We start from the raw sequence: 18,174 nt of genomic DNA, 5'->3' as shown, positions 1-18,174 counted from the left end.
GGGGCTGGCCGGAGCCGGGGAACAGGCCGGCTCCGACACGTCTGGGGGGGCGGGACTCAGCCCAGGCGCTTGACCAGCGCCCGGTACTCGTCCCAAAGCTCCTTCGGCGCGTGGTCACCGAAGGTGTTGAGGTGCTCGGGGACCAGGGCTGCCTCCTCGCGCCACACCTCCTTGTCCACGGTGAGCAGGAAGTCGAGGTCGGCCTCGGAGAGGTCCAGCCCGTCCGTGTCCAGGGAGCCCTTCGCGGGCAGGATGCCGATCGGCGTCTCGACGCCCTCGGCCTTGCCCTCCAGGCGCTCCACGATCCACTTCAGGACGCGGCTGTTCTCGCCGAAGCCGGGCCACACGAACTTGCCCGCGTCGTTCTTGCGGAACCAGTTCACGTAGTAGATCTTCGGGAGCTTGGACTGGTCGGGCTTGTCGGCACCGACCTTCACCCAGTGGCCCATGTAGTCGCCCATGTTGTAGCCGCAGAACGGCAGCATGGCGAACGGGTCGCGGCGCAGCTCGCCGACCTTGCCCTCGGCGGCGGCGGTCTTCTCGCTCGCGACATTCGCACCGAGGAAGACGCCGTGCTGCCAGTTGAACGACTCCGTGACCAGCGGCACCGCGGTCGCGCGGCGGCCACCGAAGAGGATCGCCGAGATCGGCACGCCCTTGGGGTCCTCCCACTCGGGCGCGATGATCGGGCACTGGCCGGCCGGGACGGTGAAGCGGGCGTTCGGGTGGGCGGCGGGCGTACCGGACTCGGGGGTCCAGTCGTTGCCCTTCCAGTCCGTGAGGTGCGCCGGAGCCTCCTCCGTCATCCCCTCCCACCACACGTCGTTGTCGTCCGTCAGCGCGACATTCGTGAAGACCGAATTGCCCCACATGGTCTTCATGGCGTTGGCGTTGGTGTGCTCGCCGGTGCCGGGCGCGACGCCGAAGAAGCCGGCCTCCGGGTTGATCGCGTACAGCTGGCCGTCCTCACCGAACCGCATCCAGGCGATGTCGTCGCCGATGGTCTCGACGGTCCAGCCGGAGATCGTGGGCTCCAGCATGGCGAGGTTGGTCTTGCCGCACGCGGAGGGGAAGGCAGCCGCGACGTACTTCGACTCTCCCTGCGGGGGCGTGAGCTTCAGGATCAGCATGTGCTCGGCGAGCCAGCCCTCGTCGCGGGCCATGACGGACGCGATGCGCAGGGCGTAGCACTTCTTGCCGAGCAGGGCGTTGCCGCCGTAGCCCGAGCCGTAGGACCAGATCTCGCGGTCCTCGGGGAAGTGCGAGATGTACTTGGTGGTGTTGCAGGGCCACGGGACGTCGGCCTCGCCCTCCTGGAGGGGGGCACCCAGGGTGTGCACGGCCTTCACGAAGAAGCCGTCCGTGCCCAGCTCGTCCAGCACGGCCTGACCCATCCGGGTCATCGTGCGCATCGAGACGGCGACGTACGCCGAGTCGGTGATCTCGACACCGATCGCGGACAGCGGCGAACCGACCGGGCCCATGCAGAACGGGACGACGTACATCGTGCGGCCACGCATCGAGCCGCGGAAGATGCCGCCGTTGCCTTCCTTGCCCTGGAACAGCTCCCGCATCTCGGCGGGGGCCTTCCAGTGGTTCGTCGGGCCCGCGTCCTGCTCCTTCTCGGAGCAGATGAAGGTGCGGTCCTCCACGCGGGCGACGTCGGACGGGTCGGAGGCGGCGTAGTAGGAGTTCGGGCGCTTGGTCTCGTCGAGCTTCTTGAACGTGCCCTTGGCGACGAGTTCCGCACAGAGCCGCTCGTACTCGGCCTCGGAACCGTCGCACCAGACGATCCGGTCGGGCTCGGTGAGGGCTGCGATCTCGTCGACCCAGGAGACGAGCTCCTGGTGGTTGGTCGGGACGGTGGTGGGAGCCGCGATGTCGCGCGCCACGATTGCTCCTTGTTGAGGGGTTTTGTGGTTTGTTGCCCCGTGGGGGCTGCGACCCGGATGCTTCACATGGTCCCTCTGGCGCTCATCCGGTGCCGACCGCACTCATTTGATCATCCGGGTACTCCGCCCATATGTCCAGAGGGCCGCACACGTGAGCATCACCACTCCCGGCCACCCCGGCCACCCCCGGCCACCCCCGGCCACTCCCGACCGCTCCCGCGCTCCGTGACGAAGACGACCCTTGGCCACAGTCAGAACTTACGGAACCGTAGGTAGCATTCGAGGCATGACGTCGCATGCCGTGCCCGCCCAGGTCACCGAGATCGACCCGCCACCGGTCAAGCCCAGATTGCGCGGCTGGCTGCACGCCGGCATGTTCCCCGCCGTACTGATCTCCGGCATCGTGCTGATCGTGCTCGCCGACTCCACCCGCGCCCGCGTCTCGTGCAGCATCTTCGTACTGACCGCGTGCATGCTCTTCGGCGTGAGCGCCGTCTACCACCGGGGCACCTGGGGCCCGCGCGGCGAAGCCGTCCTGCGCCGCCTCGACCACGCGAACATCTTCCTGATCATCGCGGGCACCTACACCCCGCTGACCATGCTGCTGCTCCCCGAGTCGACCGGCCGGACCCTGCTGTGGGCGGTCTGGGGGGCGGCACTGGCCGGCATCGCCTTCCGGGTCTTCTGGGTCGGCGCCCCGCGCTGGCTGTACACCCCCTGCTACATCGCGATGGGGTGGGCCGCCGTCTTCTTCCTGCCCGACTTCATGCGGGCCGGCGGCATCGCCGTGCTGGTCCTGGTCGTCGTCGGCGGGCTGCTCTACAGCGCGGGCGGCGTGATCTACGGCCTCAAGCGCCCCAACCCGTCACCGCGGTGGTTCGGCTTCCACGAGGTCTTCCACTCCCTCACTCTCGCGGCCTTCGTCGCGCACTACGTGGGCATCTCGCTGGTGGCCTATTCGGCCTGAGGCCGTACCGGCACCGGTATCGCGCCGCTCACCCGAACCTGCACCTGCACCTACACCCGCACCCGCACCCGCTCTGTGCTGTGGCCGTGGCCTCGAAGCCGCGGCCACTTGCCATGCCAGCACCGCGACGAAGACCAGCACCACCGCGAGCACCGCCCCCGCTCCCCAGACCAGGAAACCCAGCACGCACAGGACCGCCACCAGCGCGGTCGCCGCATTCACGACTCTTCTCATGCCTCCCCTTCCCTCTACCACTCCGCACATCTGTCGTCTTTTCACGGACAGTTCGAGTACCCACTACACATCGTGACACCCCGCACTGACAATCGATCGGCCGTCAAAGGTGCGCGAAGATGGCAGACAATGGCGCCATGGCCGCGCCCCGCACCTCCCCCAGCACCCCCGACACCCGCCCCGGCCTGCGCGAACGCAAAAAGATCAAGACGCGTCTCCAGATCCGCCGGGCCACCTTCCGGCTGGTTTCCACCCAGGGCTGGGACGCCACGACCGTCGAGCAGATCGCCGCGGAGGCGGACGTCTCGCCGAGCACCGTGCTCCGGTACTTCCCGGTGAAGGAGGACATCGTCCTCACCGACGAGTACGACCCGGTGATGGAGGGCGCCCTGCGGAAGCGCCCGCCCGGGGAGCCGCTCCTCGAATCCGTACGGGCCGTGGTGACGGCGGCCATGCGCCGCTCCCTCGACGATGCGCCGGACGAGGTGCTGCTGCGCACCCGGCTGATGCTGGAGGTGCCCGCGGTACGGGCCCGGATGGTGGAGAGCGTGAGCGTCACCAGCCGGATGCTGTGCCGGGTGATCGCCGAGCGCACCGGGCGGGACGCCGGCGAGCTGGAGGTGCGGATCTTCGCGACCGGGCTGCTCGCGGCCGTGCTGGAGACGACGCTGTACTGGGCGGAGCGCGGGCAGCGGGACGACCTGGTGGAGCTGATCGACCGGATGCTGCGGACCTTCGAGGGGGGTCTCACCCGTATCGACGGGTGAGCCCCCTCGTCACGTCCACGGGCGAGACCCCCTCGTCACGCCGCACAGGCGCCCTGCGGGAATCAATAGCGGTGCGGCCCCGAATAAATCTCGCCGGAACAATCGGAAAACGGACCCCGTCCGCTTTTCCAGCGGCCCGAATTCCAGCACGGGCGACATGGATACGACGGTGACGGAAAGCGAATCCCCGCCCGTTCTGTCCGGTTGAGCACCCGGGCGCGGCACGCCATTGCCCACGAAGCCCCCTCGCACGCCCGCGCCTCCCTGACCCTCGGCACCCAGGAGCGCTCACCCAACCCTGACATACCACCGCAATATGACACATCGAGGCCTACCGCATAAGAAGAACCATTCATTCCACAAGCGATGAAGATCCATTCGTATTTCGCTTATACGTGAAGTCATTGCCGACGATTTGAGCGACCTGCTAGCTTCCCGAACGGGCAAGGGCCGAACCGTGGGAACGGCCCGAGAGGGAGGAGGGGCAATTCGTGGATTCCGCCCCATCTCCCGCACTTCCCCCGTCTCCTGCACTCCCCTCGCCCCCCGCACTCCCCTCACCTCCCGCACTCCCCCTCTCTCCCTCACTCCTTCACCCGGCGCACCCGTGGGTGTCGGCAACGACCAGCCCCAGGAGGCCCGGTGACCTCGGAGCCAGCTGCTCCCGTGGATCTTTCCATCGTCGTACCGACGTTCAACGAGGCAGGAAACGTAGGGGAGTTACTACGAAGGCTCGTGGCGGCCTTCGCGAACTCACCCCTCACCGCCGAGGTGATCTTCGCGGACGACTCGACCGACGACACCTGTGAAGTGGTCGAACAGGCGGCGATCACCTGCCCGTTGACCGTGGTGCTGCACCACCGCGAGGTACCGACCGCAGGGCTCGGCGGGGCGGTCGTCGAGGGCATCGGGCGGGCCCGCGCCCCGTGGATCGTCGTGATCGACGCGGATCTCCAGCATCCTCCGGAGCTGGTGCCGGAGTTGATAGCCCGGGGAGAGTCGAGCGGCGCCGAGCTGGTCGTCGCGAGCCGGTACGCGGCGGGCGGCAGCCGGTCGGGGCTCGCGGGCGGGTACCGGCTGGCGGTGTCCGGGGCGTCGACACTGCTGACGAAGTCACTGTTCCCGCGGGCACTGCGCGGACTGAGCGACCCGATGAGCGGGTTCTTCGCGATCCGGCGGGAAGCGGTGGAGCGGGCGGGCGGTTCGGCGGGGGGCGGTGCTCCGACGGCGGACGGCACCGCGGCGGTGGACGCCCTTCCGGCGGGGAACGGCGCCGCGGTGGTGGACGCCCTTCCGGGGGTGGACGGCACCGCGAAGGCGGCCGGCACTGCGAAGGCAGGTGGCTCTCCGGCGGAGGGCGCACCTCCGGCGGCGGCCGGCCCTCCGGCCGGGGGCGGCTTGCAGCCCCTCGGGTACAAGATCCTGCTGGAGTTGGCGGTACGGTGCCGGCCGCGCGGCATCGCAGAGGTGCCGTACGCGTTCGGGGAACGGCATGCGGGCGAGTCGAAGTCGACGGTGGCGGAGGGGCTGCGCTTCCTGCGCCACCTGGTGACGCTGCGGACGTCGGACCCCCGGGCCCGGATGGTCGTCTTCGGCCTGATCGGCCTGTCCGGCTTCGTACCGAACCTGGCACTGCTGTGGGTGCTGAACGGCCCCGGCGGCATCCACTACGCCCCCGCCGAGATCATCGCCAACCAGGCAGGGCTGCTCTGGAACTTCCTCCTCGTCGATGCCTTCCTCTACCGCACCCAGCGGGGTGAACGGCGGCTGCCCGCCCGGCTGTTGAGCTTCGCGGTGGTCGGCAACGCGGACCTGCTGGCCCGCATCCCGCTCGCCGCACTGCTCGTCACGACGGCGTCCCTGGCACCGGTTCCGGCGACGGCACTCAGCATGGTGATCGTGTTCGCGGGCCGCTTCCTGGTCGTGGACCGCTGGCTCTACCGACGCCGCAGGGCAGCCCGCACCGGGCTCCCGGGCCGGGTCCCGGAACGAGTACCGAACCGAACGGGCTGAGGCAGGTCCCCGGCGGGCGACGACGCCACCCCCCAACGGGCGGCTATCGCCGCCCGCCACCCACCGCCCGCCCACCCCTAGCCCCATAGCCCCCGAGCCCTCTTGGGCAGCGGGGCCGCCCCCGGGGGGCGGAACGGGTGGGCAAGGGGGCGGCCCCCACGCGGAGCCCCGCCCCTTACTCCGGCACACGCACCGGTGCGGACCGGTGGGCCGCTTCGCGGGATGGCCCCTCCCCGCCCCTCCACCTAAACCGCTCGCCGCGGGGCAGAGACGGTTCACGGCTCGCGCCGGTGGGGGCCGGGGTCCCGGGCTGCGCCCGGTGCACGGCTGCGCCGCGCGTCCTCAAACGCCGGACGGGCTGAAGATGCCCGACGGGCTGAAGATGCCGGACAGCCGAAGAGTTCAGGCAGGCGATGGGGGCAGGCCGGCAGGCGGAGGTGGACCGGCGGTCTAGAGGCGTCCGCCCACCTGTTCCACCAGCACCCCCACCTCCCCCGTCGGCGCCGCGCACACGAACCGGCGGCAGACGTACGCCCCCGCCCCCGGCCGCCCGGCCAGCAGCGGGAACTCCTCGCTTCCCGGTGCGCCGAACGCCACCACCAGGCCGGGTGCCGTCCCCTGCAGCGCCGCCCGCCACAACGCCCGCGCGTCGGCATCCGCCGGGTCCCCCACCACCGCCACCTCCCGCGGCCCGTCCAGCGCCGCCTCCGCCACCGCCAGGCCCCAGCCGATGAAGCGCGGGGCCCGCGAGCCCAGGGCCTTGACCACGCCCAGCGCTCCCTCCGCCGCCTCCCGGTGCGCCTCGGAGCCCGTGTGTGCCGCGTACGACAGCAGTGCGCCCGCCGCCGCCGTCCAGCCCGAAGGGGCCGCGTTGTCCGTCGGGTCCTGCGGCCTGCGGATCAGCTTCTCCGCGTCGTGCGCCGTGTCGTACAGCGCACCGCCCTCCCCCACGAACCGCATCAGTACGTGGTCGAGGAGGAAGCCCGCGAAGTCGAGCCACGCCCCCTCCCCCGTCACCGACGCGAGGGCGAGGAAGCCTTCCGCGACGTTCGCGTAGTCCTCCAACACACCGGCGTTCGCGCCCACTTGACCGTCACGGGACGTACGGGCCAGCCGCGCCGCGTCGTCCATGTGCACACGTACGAGAAGGTCCGCGGCCTCCGTCGCCCGCTCGATCAGGTCCGGGCGGTCGAAGTACGCGCCGACTTCGGCCAGGGCGGCGATCGCGAGGCCGTTCCAGGACGCGACGATCTTGTCGTCCCGGCCCGGAGCGGGGCGCTGGGCGCGGGCCGCGAGGAGACGCTCCCGGATGTCGTCGACACGGGCGGCGTCGGCCACCACGCCGTCCCCCTGCGGGAGTTGGAGGACGGACGAACCCTCCTCGAAGGTGCCTTCCTCGGTCACCCCGAAGTACGCCGCCGCCAGCGCCGCGTCGGACTCGCCCAGCACCTCGCGGAGCTGCTCCGGCGTCCAGACGTAGTACGCGCCCTCGACGTGCTTCCCGCTCCCGTCCTCACTGTCCGCGTCCAGCGCGGACGCGAACCCGCCCTCGTTGGTGCGGAGTTCGGCGACGAGGAAGTCGGCGGTCTCCAGCGCGACCCGCCGGGCCAGGTCCGATCCGGTGGCACGCCACAGGTGCGCGTACACCCGGCACAACAGTGCGTTGTCGGACAGCATCTTCTCGAAGTGCGGGACGATCCACTCCCGGTCCACCGAGTAGCGGGCGAAGCCGCCGCCCAGCTGGTCGTAGATGCCGCCGCGGGCCATCGCCTCGCACGAGTCGGACGCCATCTGCAGCGCCCCCTCGGAGCCGGTGCGCGCCGCGTGGCGCAGCAGGAACTCCAGCACCATCGACGGCGGAAACTTCGGCGCCCCTCCGAAGCCCCCGTGCCGCGCGTCGTACTCGCGGGTCAGCCCGAGCAGGGCCGTCGCCAGATCCTCCTCGCCGGGCATCTCGGGCGAGTCGAAGGCCAGCGACCGCTCGCCCAGGTCCTTGACGATCTTCCCCGCGACCTCGTCGACCTCCGCCCGCCGGTCCGTCCACGCGGCCCGCACCCCGTCCAGGACCTGCGGGAACGACGGCATGCCGTGCTTCGGCTCGGGCGGGAAGTACGTACCGAAGTAGAAGGGCTGCGCGTCCGGGGTGAGGAAGACGGTCATCGGCCAGCCGCCCTGCCCGGTGGCAGCCTGCACGGCCTCCATGTAGACGGCGTCGACGTCGGGGCGCTCCTCGCGGTCCACCTTCACCGACACGAAGTGCTCGTTCATGACGGCGGCGGTCGCCTCGTCCTCGAAGGACTCGTGCGCCATGACATGGCACCAATGGCAACTGCTGTACCCCACACTCAGCAGCACCGGCACCCCCCGCCGCCGCGCCTCCTCGAAGGCCTCCGGCGACCACGGCCACCAGTCGACCGGGTTGTCGGCGTGCTGCAGGAGGTAGGGGGACGTCTCGTGGGCCAGGCGATTCGGCATACCCACCATCCTGCACGACACCGGCCGCTTCGGCCCTCAACGCCCTCGCTCCCTCGCGTCCTGGCCCGTCAAGCAGGACACTTGACCCATCCGGGCGTCCCACAGCGGGGCCACGACCTCCCCGCCGCGTCCGGACATCGCTGCGGAGGGGGACGCACATGAGGGAGAGCCACCGGGCGGATGCCGAGCGGGTGTTGGAGCGGGCCGTCGAGGAGGAGGTGCGGCGCTCCGGCGGGCGGACCGACGGGCGGGCGCTGCTGGTGCGCGGGCGAGCCGTGCTGGGCGAGATGTGCGCGCCGGCCGCCGAGGAGTACGCCGCGTACGTCGCCGCACTCGACAAGGCGGGCGCCGGGCATCAGCCCCTGTCGGAACGATTCAGCAGGAAGAGCATCGGCACCCCGGTACTCGTGACGGGTGTGGCGGCGCTCGCCGCGTTCCTCGCCGATCTGGCACTGGGCACGGCGTCGGGGACCGCCTTCGCCGCCGGGGCCGTGGTCGCCGTCGCCGGGGCAGCCGCGACCGTGGCCAAGGTGACCGCCACGCACTGGCCGGCCGCGCACCGGCGGGCGGGTGCGCTGGGGCAGCCCGGCGGGCCCGAGCAGCTGAAGCTGACGTGGCTGACGGCGCTGGAGGTGCGGGGCGTGCGCCCGTACCTGGACCAGCAGCGGATGGTGGCCGCCGCGACCCGGTCGCAGGCGCCGAGGGCCACGCAGAAGACGGTGGCCGCCCCGGTTCCGCTGCGTGGCGGCAATCGCAGTGCGGCGGCGCGGCGCAGGACCGTACTGGAGCAGTCGTTCGCCCAGCTGCGGCAGGTGGACGGGCCGTTCGCGGGGCGGCGGGCGGAGATGGCGCAGATCGCGCAGTGGGTGCACGCGGCGCGGGCGAGCACGCAGACGCGACCGACGGTGGTCGTGCTGTACGGCGAGCCGGGTTCCGGGCGTTCGACGCTCGCACTGCGGGCGACGCACGGACTGAAGGACCAGTTCCGGGGTGCCTGCGTGGTCGATCTGCGCAACGGCGCGCCGGGCAAGACGGAGGTGCCCACGTCCACGCGGGACGCCCTGCTGCATCTCCTCAACCGGCTCGGCGCACCGCGCGAGCAGCTCCTCTTCCGCGAGCAGCACTCCGAACGGGCCACGCGGGAACAGCAGTTGAAGCGGCTGACCGAGCTGTACCACCAGCACCTCACGGGTCTGCCGGTGACCGTCGTGCTGGAGGACGCCACCGACGCGGAGCAGGTGCGCACCCTGATCCCCGAGCGTTCGGACAGCCTGGTCCTGGTCACCGCGCGCACCCCGCTGGACCTGCCGGACGACACCCCGGCGTGGGTGCACCAGCTCGCGGTGGAGCCGTTGGACTGCGCGGGCGCGGAGGAGCTGCTGCGGGCGGTCACCGAGGACGACCACCCGTCGCACGAAGCCCCCTACGACGGTGAATCCGCCGATCTGACACGGGAGTTGTGCGGCGGGTTGCCGCTCGCACTGCGCGTCGCGGGGTCGTCGCTCGGCCCGCGCAGCATGCGCGCGCTGGCCGCGGACCTCGGGGCGTACGGGCCGCTGGATCCGGTCGAGCGGGCGCTCTCGCTCCGTTACGCCGACCAGTCCGAGCAGGGCAGGCGGCTGCTGCGCAGGCTCTCGCTCGCGGGCCGGGCCAGTCTCGGCGGTGCGGCGGCGGCAGCGCTGCTGGCCACCGACGAGCAGGAGGCGCGGCGGCGTCTGACCGAGCTGTCGAGGGCGGGGCTGATCGACCACGTCGGCGGCAGCCGCTACCGGCTGCACGACCTGGTGCGCTCCTTCTCGTACACGCGGCTGCTCGACGAGGAGGAACCGGCCGAGCGGACAGCCGCGCAGGAACGTCTCATCCAGAACTACGGCGAGCTGGCCGACTCCGTGATCCGTCTCGTCGACGGCAAGAACTCGACCCGTGCGGACCGCTTCGGCCCGCACGGCTTCACGTCGCTGGACGCGGCGCTGCGCTGGCTGGACGACGAGTCGTCGTTCATCACGGCCGCCCTGCGGCACGCGGAGGGCGTGGACCAGCAGCTGGTCCTCAATCTGCTGGGCGCGCTGTGCGACTACTGTCTGCTGCGCGGCGACCTGTACCGGCTGGGTGAGATCAGCGAGCTGACGCAGGCCGTCGACCAGGGGCTTCTCGTACGTTCGGTCCAGTGGCGTACCGGCATCGCGGCCCGCCAGCTCGGTGAGCTCGACAAGGCGCGCACCACGCTCTCCTCGGTCGTCGACCTCTACTTCGAGGCGCAGCACGAGGCGGGCGCGGCCCGCGCGCTCGGTTCGCTCGGCATCACCCTCCACCACCAGGGCAATCTCACCGAGGCGTCGGCGAAGCTGCGCGAGGCACTGGACCTCCAGTCCTCGGCGGCACTCGCGGGCGACCGCGCGTGGAACCTGCACGCGCTCGCGGCGGTGGAGCGCGACCGGGCGAATCTGAGCGAGGCCGTCGAGCTCCTCGACACGGCGCTGGCCCTGCACCGGGAGGGCGAGTCGCTGCACGGGCAGGCGTGGGCGCACTTCCAGCTCGGCCAGGTGTGTCTGCGGATGGGTGAAGTGGCGCGCGCTGAGGGGGAGTTGCGCTCCGCCCTCGATCTGTACGGCCGTACCCGCGACGATCGCGGCGAGGCGTGGGCGCTCACCCAGCTCGCCCGCGCCCGGCTGGTCGCGGGCGATCCCGGCCCGGCGGTCGACGGCCTGCGCCAGGCCCTCTCCCGTCACCTCGACAACGAGGACGCGCGCGGCGAGGCGTGGACGCTGTACTACCTGGGCCAGGCCCTGGAGGAGCGCGGTGACCACGACCAGGCCGTCCGCGAGCTGGAGCGCGCCCGCACGATGTTCTCCCGGATGCGCGACGTGTACGGCCTGGCCTGCGCCCGCCACCACTCCGGCCGCGTCACCCGCGACCAGCGGGCCGTGCAGACCGGAAACCTCCGCAACTCCGGCTTCGCCCGCCAGCTCCTGATGGACGCCCGCCAGGACTTCCGCCGCATCGGCGTGGCCCACGGCGAGGCCTGGACGGTCCTGGAACTGGTCGTCGTCGACGCGGGCAACTCCCGCCCGGAGCAGGCCCTTTCCCTCTGCGACGAGGCGATCGCTCTCTTCTCCTCGTACGACGACAGGCGGGGCGGCGACTGGGCCCGCTTCCTGCGCTGCACCCTGCTCCCCTTCGCCCACCCGGGCGGCGCGGAGGTGGGCACGTCCATGGCCGAGGAGGAGCTGGCCCTGCTCCTCTCGGAGTCCCACCCCACCCGCGACGACCGGCTGGCGGACTGCGCGGAGGCGTACCGGGTGGTGCTGGGGCGCGGCGCGGACCTGGCGGCGGGGTGGCAGGCGTGGCGGCTGGGGATGGTGCCGAACCGGCATTCGCGGGAGGTGATGGGGGTTCCGGTGGGGGCGGTGAAGTAGCGGCAGGACGTGCGCGGCGAAGCGCTTGTGGGGGCGTTCGCGGGGCTGGGATGCTGGTGGCGGAACTCCGGCCGGGACGGGGGCACTTGTGGCCGCAGCAACGCACATACCGTACGGACGCGCCACCGACGGCCCGGCGACCCACCTGCCGGTACGCCTGGCAGTCCGTCCGGCGGTACACCTGGCGGTCCGTCCGGCGATACGCCCGGCGGTACGCCTGGCGGCCCGTCCAGCGATACGCCCGGCGATACGCCCGGCGGCCCATCGCCCGGCCGTACGCCCGTTCGCGCCCCGGGTCGCCCGGTGAACATCGAACCCGGCCTCCGCCTCGTCGACCTCAACACCCGCGGCCGGCTCCTGGAGGACACCCCCGACGGTCCCCGCCCCGTCCCCCACCCCGCACTCCCCGGCTTCTTCGCCGAGCGGCTCACTCCCCCGCCCGGCACCACCGACCTCTTCGTCTACGTCCACGGCTGGCAGACCTCGCCCGCCTCCGCCGTCCGGTCCGCCCTGCGGCTCCTGGCCCTCTTGCGGGAGCAGTACGAGCGTCAGCGGTCGCTGTACGCCCGCCTGGGGCCCTTCGAGCCGTGGGTGCTGCTCGTACGGTGGCCCTCGGCCAGTGGGCCCGGGCTGCGCGGCCACCGGCGGATCCGGGACCGGGCGCATGCGATGAGCGACGGGGACGCGCCCCGGATCCTGGGGCAGCTGCTGGGGTACCTCGATGCGAAGCGCGGGGACCCGAAGGGCGCGGTGCTGGGCACCCGGGACGGGCAGTACCTGCACCTGGTGGGGCATTCCTTCGGGTGCAGGTTCCTGTGCGAGGCCGTGCGGTGGGCCGCCTCGGACCGGGGATCCCCCGGGTGGTCGGCGCGGCCCGGGCACCCGGGCCGGCCGTTCACCGTGGACAGCATGCTGCTGTTGCAGATGGCCGCGCCGCGCGCCGCCTTCGAGTCGACCTTCACCGCGCTCGCGGACGCGCCGCTGCGCGGCCCGATCGTCGCGACGTACGCACAGCGCGACTGGGCGACCGGCCTCTGGCACCGCATCGCCGAAAAGCGCGCCGGCACCGGCAGCCAGGGCATCAACGCAGCGCCCCGGCCGGTGTCCGGGGTCAGGATGCTGGCGCCGGACGAGCCGTACGACGTCCGCGCCCTCGACCAGTGGTTCGTCAGCGTCGACGCGGGCGCCGTCTTCACCGACGGGCGAGGACCGGCGGGCGCGCACTCCGACCATCTGCGGCCGGAGTCCGCGCACCTGCTGCTGTCACTGGCGGACTACTCGCGCTGAGCGGCCCAGCCACTGAGCGGCCCAGCCACTGAACAGCCGGCCCGGCGGGCTACTTCTTCTTGCCGGAGCCCTTGCCAGAACCCTTGCCGGAGCCCTTGACCGAAGCACCGGACGGTTTGGCGGGCGCCTCGGACGCAGCGGGCGCAGCGGCAGCCGCGGACGTCGCCGCGACCTTCGCCCTGCCGTCGCCCTCCGCCGCCGAAGCCGGCGCCTGGGGATCCGGTGCCTCCTCGAAGGAGACCTTGCCCATGTGCCGGTTCATCGACTTCATCAGCGCCCACACACCGATCGCCAGCGCCGCGAACACGATGAAGCCCAGGATTCCCGGGGTCACCTTGTTCTTGTCGAAGCTGTCGGCGGCGAGCGGCACGAGCTGAGTCATTGCCTGGGAAACGTTCACCTAGGCATTGTCGCGGATGCCCGCGAAGAGGTCACTCTCGGGGAGGGACGTCGGCACGAGTGCCTTCGCCAGCTCGTACTCCTCGGTCGGCCAGATCTCCCGCTGGATCTCCATCGGGATCCGGAACCAGCCGCCGTCCGGGTCGATCTGCGTGGCGTGCGCGAGCAGCGCCTTGTCGCGGATCTCGAAGAATTCCCCGCAGGGCACGAAGGTGGTCAGCGTGCGCTCGACGCGCTCGAACTCCTCCCACCGCTTCAGCCAGTCCCCGTACGGCGACTCCAGGCCGCGGGCCAGCAGCGCCTCGTGCAGCGCGACCGTGCGCGGCTTGTTGAAGCCCTGGTTGTAGTAGAGCTTCAGCGGCTGCCAGACCGGCCCGAACTCGTCCTCCGGGAAGGCCGCCGGGTCGCCCGCTCCGTCGAAGGCCACCATGGAGATCTGGTGGGTCATGATGTGGTCGGGGTGCGGGTAGCCGCCGTTCTCGTCGTACGTGGTGACGACCTGCGGCCGGAAGGCACGGATCGACTTCACCAGACGGCCGGCCGCCTCCTTGACGTCCTCCAGTGCGAAGCAGCCCTCGGGCAGCGGCGGCAGCGGGTCGCCCTCGGGCAGCCCTGAGTCGACGAAGCCGAGCCACTCCTGCTTGACGCCCAGGATGTCGCGGGCCTCGTCCATCTCGCGCTGGCGCACCTCGTGGATGTGCTCCTCGATGTACTTGTCGCCCTGGAGCTTCGGATTGAGGATGGAGCCGCGCTCCCCGCCCGTGCAGGTCACGACATGGACGTCCACCCCCTCGGACACGTACTTCGCCATCGTGGCCGCACCCTTGCTCGACTCGTCGTCGGGGTGGGCGTGCACGGCCATCAGGCGCAGTTGCTCAGTCAAGATTCTGATCCTCGGTGATCCGGGCGCCCTCGGTGTCTGCGGCGCAAAGTACGACTCATATAGTGACCGAACCGGGGGTGGGAATATTCCTGCCCCCTGCGCAGCCGGAGGATCACAGCATGAATGCGGTACGCGACGGAGCTTCCGGTACCCCCGGGGATGCCGGTGCCCCTGATGCTCCCGGTGCCGCCCGTGGTTCCGGCGCTTCCGGCGCCCCCGCGGACCGCTACGGCCGCTCCGCCGACCAGCGCGCGGACCGCAAGCTGAAGATCATCGGTTCGGTGCTCGGGGTGCTGCTGCTCCTGCTGATCGGCTGGATCGGGTACGGGTACATCTCGAAGCAGGTCATCAGCGCCGAGATGATCAAGTTCGATCTGAATTCGTCGCAGTCCGAGGTGCGGGTGCACCTGGAGATCCGCAAGGAGGCCGACTCCACCGGTACGTGCACGGTGCGCGCGATCGCCGAGAGCGGGGCCGAGGTCGGGCGCAAGGACGTACGGATCACGGAGAAGGGCAAGAGCCGGATCGACGAGATCTACGCGATCCGTACGACGGGCAGGGCGACCAGTGCGGAGCTGCTGAGCTGCACCGCGGACGGACAGTAGCCGACCGTGACCGGGCGGGCCTCCCGTACCCGTAACTACACCCTCTGACCTGCGTTGACGCAGGTCTGACGGTTTTGGTTCTCCCCCTCGGGGCATCGAATTGTTAGGCTCGTGGTTTCGCCCGCCCGTGGAGGCACATCCTTCTGGGTAGGGCGATGCTTTGTTATCCGTAACTTCGAGGAGCACCTGTGACCCAGACCAGCGACGACGTCACCTGGCTGACCCAGGAGTCGTACAACAAGCTCGTGGCAGAGCTGGAGCACCTGTCGGGTCCGGCGCGCGGTGAGATCACTGCGAAGATCGCTGCGGCCCGCGAGGAGGGCGACCTCCGTGAGAACGGCGGGTACCACGCGGCCAAGGAGGAGCAGGGCAAGCAGGAGCTCCGCATCCGCCAGCTGAAGCAGCTCCTGGAGCGTGCGAAGGTCGGCGAGGCGCCCACGGCGAGCGGTGAGGCGGCTCCCGGCATGGTCGTGAAGATCGCCTTCGACGGCGACGAGAGCGACACGATGACCTTCCTGCTCGCCTCCCGCGAGTACCCGAGCTCCGACATCGAGACGTACTCGCCGCAGTCCCCCCTGGGCACCGGCGTGATCGGCAAGAAGGTCGGCGAGGACGCCGAGTACGAACTGCCGAACGGCAAGAAGGCCACGGTGCGGATCCTGGAGGCGACGCCCTACCAGGGCCGATTCCTCAGTTTTCTTCGTACGTACGCAGGAGCCCCCGGCAGCCGATGAACGCCGGGGGCTCCTGCGTGTCTACGCGCGCTCAGACGGTCGCCGAGCGGTACTTGCGGACGGCGAGCGTCCGCAAGACCACGGGGGAAACTGCTTGGAGCGGCTTCGGTCAGGACCTACGACAAAGAACCCTCGACGGGGATTCCTTGTAGATCATGGGCCGTTGCCCCGGCCTGCCGAGAGTGACAAGCGTGTGGTACTTCCCGCAGAACACGGGGATCGCCAAGAGCACGGCAGGGTTGTTCTTGGCCGGCGAACAACCGGTTGCCTGAATCACAGCCGGAACATAGGGGTGCGCGGACAGCAGTGCAACACAGAACTTGGCTCCCCGTGGAAGCGCTCCCTTGAGTTCCCCATGTGCGTGGATTCGGCCATGGAGGACCCATGGAGGCGTTGCGACCGCAGTTGGGGCTTGGGCAGTGCCTGCGCCGACGCCTGCCACGAGGGCCATGAGAGTTGTTGCAGCGACAACACTTACGCGCTTCAGGTACATGGAGGTGCTCCCGGCGATCAAGCAATGTTGGTCACCTAAAGCTTCCGCCATGTGGCTTTCAGTAACGGTCCTTGGCACGACGAAGCCCCCGGATTTGTCTTCCGGGGGCTTCGGTGTCAGTTGGCTGCTCGTCGGTACTTGCGGACGGCGAGCGTCCGGAAGACCGCGATGATCAAAACGCACCAGGCGAGGGAGGCCCACACGGGATGCTCCATGGGCCAGGCCGAAGACTGCGAGACGCCTGGGTTGCCGAAGAGTTCCCGGCACGCCTGCACGATCGCGCTGAATGGATTCCAGTCGGCGACATGACGCAGCCAGGGCGTCATCATGCTGGTATCCACGAAGGCGTTCGAAACGAACGTGACGGGGAACAGCCAGATGATTCCTCCTGAAGTGGCCGCCTCCGGGGTACGGACGGACAGGCCGATCAATGCGCCGACCCACGTGAACGCGTACCCCAGGAGCAGGAGCAGACCGAAGGCCCCAAGAACCTTGCCCACATTGGTTGGCTCGGCAGAACCCGTTCGCCAGCCCACGAGTAGGGCAACGGCAGCAAGTACAGCCAGCGTGATACACGTCTGCACCAGGTCGGCGAGGGTGCGGCCGGTGAGGACCGCGCCGCGTGCCATGGGCAGCGACCGGAAGCGGTCGATGAGGCCCTTGTGCATGTCGTCGGCGATGCCGGCGGCTGAACCCGCCGTGGCGAAGGTGACGGTCTGGGCGAAGATGCCCGCCATCAGGAAGTTCTTGTAGACGCTCGGGTCGGTTGATCCCCCCACGCTCATTGAGCCGCCGAACACGTACGTGAACAGCACCACGAACATCACCGGCTGAATGACCCCGAACAGGATCATCTCAGGAATTCGGGACATCCGGATCAGGTTGCGCTTGGCGATGGTCAGCGAGTCGGTGACCGACTGGCCGATGCCGCCGCCCGGCACGGGTGCCAGGGACTTGGCCGTCGTCACGGTGTCGGTACTCACTTCTTGCCCACCTCCTGGCCGTCTTCCCGGCCCTCGGCCGGTTCCTCCGCCGCATGACCCGTCAGCGAGATGAAGACGTCGTCGAGGGTCGGGCGGCGCAGGCCGATGTCGTCGATCTCCACGCCGCGCGCGTCCAGTTCGCGGATGACTTCGGCGAGGAGCTTCGCGCCGCCGGTGACCGGGACGGTCAGCTTGCGGGTGTGCTGCTCGACCTTGGTGTCGCCCTTGCCGAAGCCGCGCAGGACCTCGTCGGCGATCACGATGTGCTCGCGCTCGTGCACGACGACCTCGATGCGCTCGCCGCCGGTGCGGGCCTTGAGCTGGTCCGACGTACCGCGCTCGATGACCTTGCCGTGGTCGATGACGCAGATGTCGTGGGCGAGGTGGTCGGCCTCCTCCAGATACTGGGTGGTGAGCAGGAGGGTGGTGCCTCCGGCGACCAACTCCTGGATGACTTCCCAGAGTTGCTGCCGGTTGCGGGGGTCGAGGCCGGTGGTCGGCTCGTCCATGAACATCACGGGCGGGGAGACGACGAGGGCCGCCGCGAGGTCGAGGCGGCGGCGCATTCCGCCCGAGTACGTCTTGGCCGTGCGGTCGGCGGCCTCGGCGAGGTTGAAGCGCTCCAGGAGCTCGGCGGCGCGGGCCTTCGCCGCCTTCGCGGACATCTGGTAGAGCCTGCCGACCATCTGGAGGTTCTCGCGGCCGGTGAGGTATTCGTCGACGGCCGCGAACTGGCCGGAGAGGCCGATCGAGCGCCGCACCTCGTTGGGGTGCTTCAGTACGTCGATCCCGGCGACGAAGGCCTTGCCGCTGTCGGGCTGGAGCAGGGTGGTCAGGACGCGGACGGCGGTGGTCTTTCCCGCGCCGTTCGGCCCGAGCAGTCCGAGGACCGTGCCCTCGGGGACGTCGAGGTCGACGCCTCCCAGGGCTTTCACGTCGCCGAAGGTCTTGACCAGCCCCTCGGCATAGATGGCGCCTGGCATAAGGGGTCCCCCATGTGTGTGGGTGGTTCCTACGCGAATTTTA

Annotated in this window: 12 protein-coding genes and 1 pseudogene; 7 read left to right on the top strand and 6 right to left on the bottom strand. The window is 70.4% G+C overall.

Annotation, left to right across the window (positions count from 1 at the left end; all coding sequences use genetic code 11):
- Positions 1-56 precede the first annotated feature (56 nt).
- Positions 57-1,892, bottom strand: coding sequence for a phosphoenolpyruvate carboxykinase (GTP) (locus ACWGIG_RS01765; protein ID WP_453319479.1), 1,836 nt, complete (start codon positions 1,890-1,892; stop codon positions 57-59).
- Positions 1,893-2,178: 286 nt separating this feature from the next.
- Here ACWGIG_RS01765 and trhA point away from each other — a divergent pair, with 286 nt between their 5' ends.
- The 3 genes from trhA (at position 2,179) to ACWGIG_RS01750 (ending at position 5,873) form a co-directional block, all read left to right on the top strand.
- Positions 2,179-2,859 carry a PAQR family membrane homeostasis protein TrhA gene (gene trhA, locus ACWGIG_RS01760; RefSeq protein WP_453319478.1) on the top strand — a complete coding sequence of 227 codons (681 nt, stop codon included), beginning with the start codon at positions 2,179-2,181 and terminating at the stop codon, positions 2,857-2,859.
- Positions 2,860-3,212: 353 nt separating this feature from the next.
- The gene (locus tag ACWGIG_RS01755) at positions 3,213-3,860 is read left to right on the top strand and encodes a TetR/AcrR family transcriptional regulator (protein WP_453319477.1); all 648 of its coding nucleotides are present in this window, start codon (positions 3,213-3,215) and stop codon (positions 3,858-3,860) included.
- Positions 3,861-4,502: 642 nt separating this feature from the next.
- Entirely contained in the window at positions 4,503-5,873 is a 1,371-nt protein-coding gene (locus tag ACWGIG_RS01750; protein WP_453319476.1) for a glycosyltransferase, read from the top strand.
- Between the two features lie 450 nt (positions 5,874-6,323).
- On the opposite strand, the gene ACWGIG_RS01745 is transcribed toward ACWGIG_RS01750, so the two are convergent.
- On the bottom strand, positions 6,324-8,348 hold the full coding sequence (locus ACWGIG_RS01745; RefSeq protein ID WP_453319475.1) for a thioredoxin domain-containing protein: 2,025 nt from the start codon (positions 8,346-8,348) through the stop codon (positions 6,324-6,326).
- 158 nt (positions 8,349-8,506) lie between these two features.
- Here ACWGIG_RS01745 and ACWGIG_RS01740 point away from each other — a divergent pair, with 158 nt between their 5' ends.
- Together ACWGIG_RS01740 and ACWGIG_RS01735 are read left to right on the top strand one after the other, a co-directional pair.
- A complete protein-coding gene (locus ACWGIG_RS01740) occupies positions 8,507-11,764 on the top strand; it encodes a tetratricopeptide repeat protein (RefSeq protein ID WP_453319474.1) in 3,258 nt (1,085 codons plus the stop codon).
- 303 nt (positions 11,765-12,067) lie between these two features.
- A complete protein-coding gene (locus tag ACWGIG_RS01735; protein ID WP_453319473.1) occupies positions 12,068-13,051 on the top strand; it encodes a hypothetical protein in 984 nt (327 codons plus the stop codon).
- A gap of 175 nt (positions 13,052-13,226) precedes the next feature.
- On the opposite strand, the pseudogene ACWGIG_RS01730 reads toward ACWGIG_RS01735, so the two are convergent.
- Together ACWGIG_RS01730 and mca are read right to left on the bottom strand one after the other, a co-directional pair.
- Positions 13,227-13,433, bottom strand: a pseudogene (locus ACWGIG_RS01730) (hypothetical protein); the annotation flags it as partial.
- A gap of 18 nt (positions 13,434-13,451) precedes the next feature.
- A complete protein-coding gene (gene mca, locus ACWGIG_RS01725) occupies positions 13,452-14,333 on the bottom strand; it encodes a mycothiol conjugate amidase Mca (RefSeq protein ID WP_453319472.1) in 882 nt (293 codons plus the stop codon).
- A 119-nt stretch (positions 14,334-14,452) separates the two neighbouring features.
- On the opposite strand from mca, the gene ACWGIG_RS01720 reads away from it, so the two are divergent.
- Both ACWGIG_RS01720 and greA read left to right on the top strand, forming a co-directional pair.
- Positions 14,453-14,938 (top strand): DUF4307 domain-containing protein, encoded by a 486-nt coding sequence (locus ACWGIG_RS01720; protein WP_453319471.1) that lies wholly within the window; start codon positions 14,453-14,455, stop codon positions 14,936-14,938.
- Between the two features lie 188 nt (positions 14,939-15,126).
- Positions 15,127-15,672 (top strand): transcription elongation factor GreA, encoded by a 546-nt coding sequence (gene greA, locus ACWGIG_RS01715; RefSeq protein WP_453319470.1) that lies wholly within the window; start codon positions 15,127-15,129, stop codon positions 15,670-15,672.
- Positions 15,673-16,281: 609 nt separating this feature from the next.
- Here the strand turns inward: greA and ACWGIG_RS01710 are convergent.
- Positions 16,282-17,133, bottom strand: a complete 852-nt coding sequence (locus ACWGIG_RS01710) for an ABC transporter permease (protein WP_453319529.1) — start codon at positions 17,131-17,133, stop codon at positions 16,282-16,284.
- A gap of 11 nt (positions 17,134-17,144) precedes the next feature.
- Entirely contained in the window at positions 17,145-18,131 is a 987-nt protein-coding gene (locus ACWGIG_RS01705; RefSeq protein WP_453319469.1) for an ATP-binding cassette domain-containing protein, read from the bottom strand.
- Positions 18,132-18,174: the final 43 nt, after the last annotated feature.

The sequence above is a fragment of the Streptomyces sp. NPDC054863 genome, assembly GCF_053610825.1.
The sequence above is the reverse complement of the archived record's forward strand: the minus strand, read 5'-3'. Positions and strand labels throughout refer to the sequence as shown.